The sequence below is a fragment of the Paenibacillus terrae genome (assembly GCF_000943545.1).
GTDB lineage: Bacteria > Bacillota > Bacilli > Paenibacillales > Paenibacillaceae > Paenibacillus > Paenibacillus terrae_A.
The window spans coordinates 1-1,158 of record NZ_JTHP01000175.1 but is presented as its reverse complement, the minus strand read 5'-3'; the positions used below and the strand labels follow the sequence as shown (position 1 = coordinate 1,158).

Genomic DNA, 1,158 nt, shown 5'->3' with positions numbered 1-1,158 from the left:
ACACGACGACTTTATAAATTATCTTTCTAAGTAAGAAGTGGGAATCTAATCTGATTTTCATAAAAAATCTCCTTATTATTTTATATACATTATCGGTTTGTAAACAGAAAATATTACATATTGCTTAATTTATTGAAGATAATTCTAGGATTTTCATGTCTATATTACAAACCTGTCCTACTATTCGTGAAATTGTCTTTTATTTTATTTAGACAGATATATTTCAATAAAGTAAAGCTACTAATTCATATATAACATGAACGATATGACATCTATATTACCCATAATGTTCGTGTTAAAATTCACCTAAAGGCGGGAGGGATTTTTTATGACGTTAAAAGAGGAAGAATATGATATTTTGCAAAAATATATAACAGATAAGGAAGCGCAATATAGGCTAATCGATTATATTTCTAGACATGATGTGATTGGTCAAGAGGTATTTCCTTATATTGGGGGGGTAGCAAAGCGTTTTTATAAGACAGATGGGCGATTTGTATATCGTCCAGTAACAAGAGATGCTTTTATTAAGCGAATTCCTTTATATTTTTACGAGCCAGATGCAATTACACATAATATAGGAGATTTGTATCAATATATACATGGTATATTAGAAAATAGGGATCTTGACAATTTTGAACAAGATTTAGAGACACTGTACTCAACTCTTGAAAAGTTCCTTTATTATTACAAAATAGATATAGAAACTATTTTCGAATATCCAATTAAGCAGACAGGACGTTGCTCTCAAATAGATTTTCTATATAATTGGTTTCACTATCTACAACTTGCAGAAGAGTTGAATATTCAGGAACGAACACCAGCACATTTAATTGTGGATTATAATTATGTGCTTGAAAAGACTAATTTATGTCCAATTATTTATGATCTTCGCGAGCAATATATTGGTGATTATATCAGAAGATCGGGCAACCTCTTTAGTATGCAGGGGACATTTCCATGTGATGAGAAGGGTGACCCTATCCTAAGATGGATTGGAGTCAAGATTAAGAATGCATCTAAGATATGGGTAAATGTAGACAACAAGTTAAAGGGAACTCTTTATGTCGAAGCCAATCATGAAACAGCAATTTGGGGTAGAAATTGTTGGGGAAGGGACGATGATGGTAGCGATGTTTGGTATGAAAGTCGTCGTGT

1 protein-coding gene is annotated in these 1,158 nt (G+C 32.0%); it reads left to right on the top strand.

Translation table 11 applies throughout. From position 1 onward, the window contains the following. Positions 1-328 precede the first annotated feature (328 nt). Positions 329-1,158: hypothetical protein (locus QD47_RS29485; RefSeq protein WP_044649472.1), on the top strand; the 830-nt coding region annotated here is incomplete at its 3' end.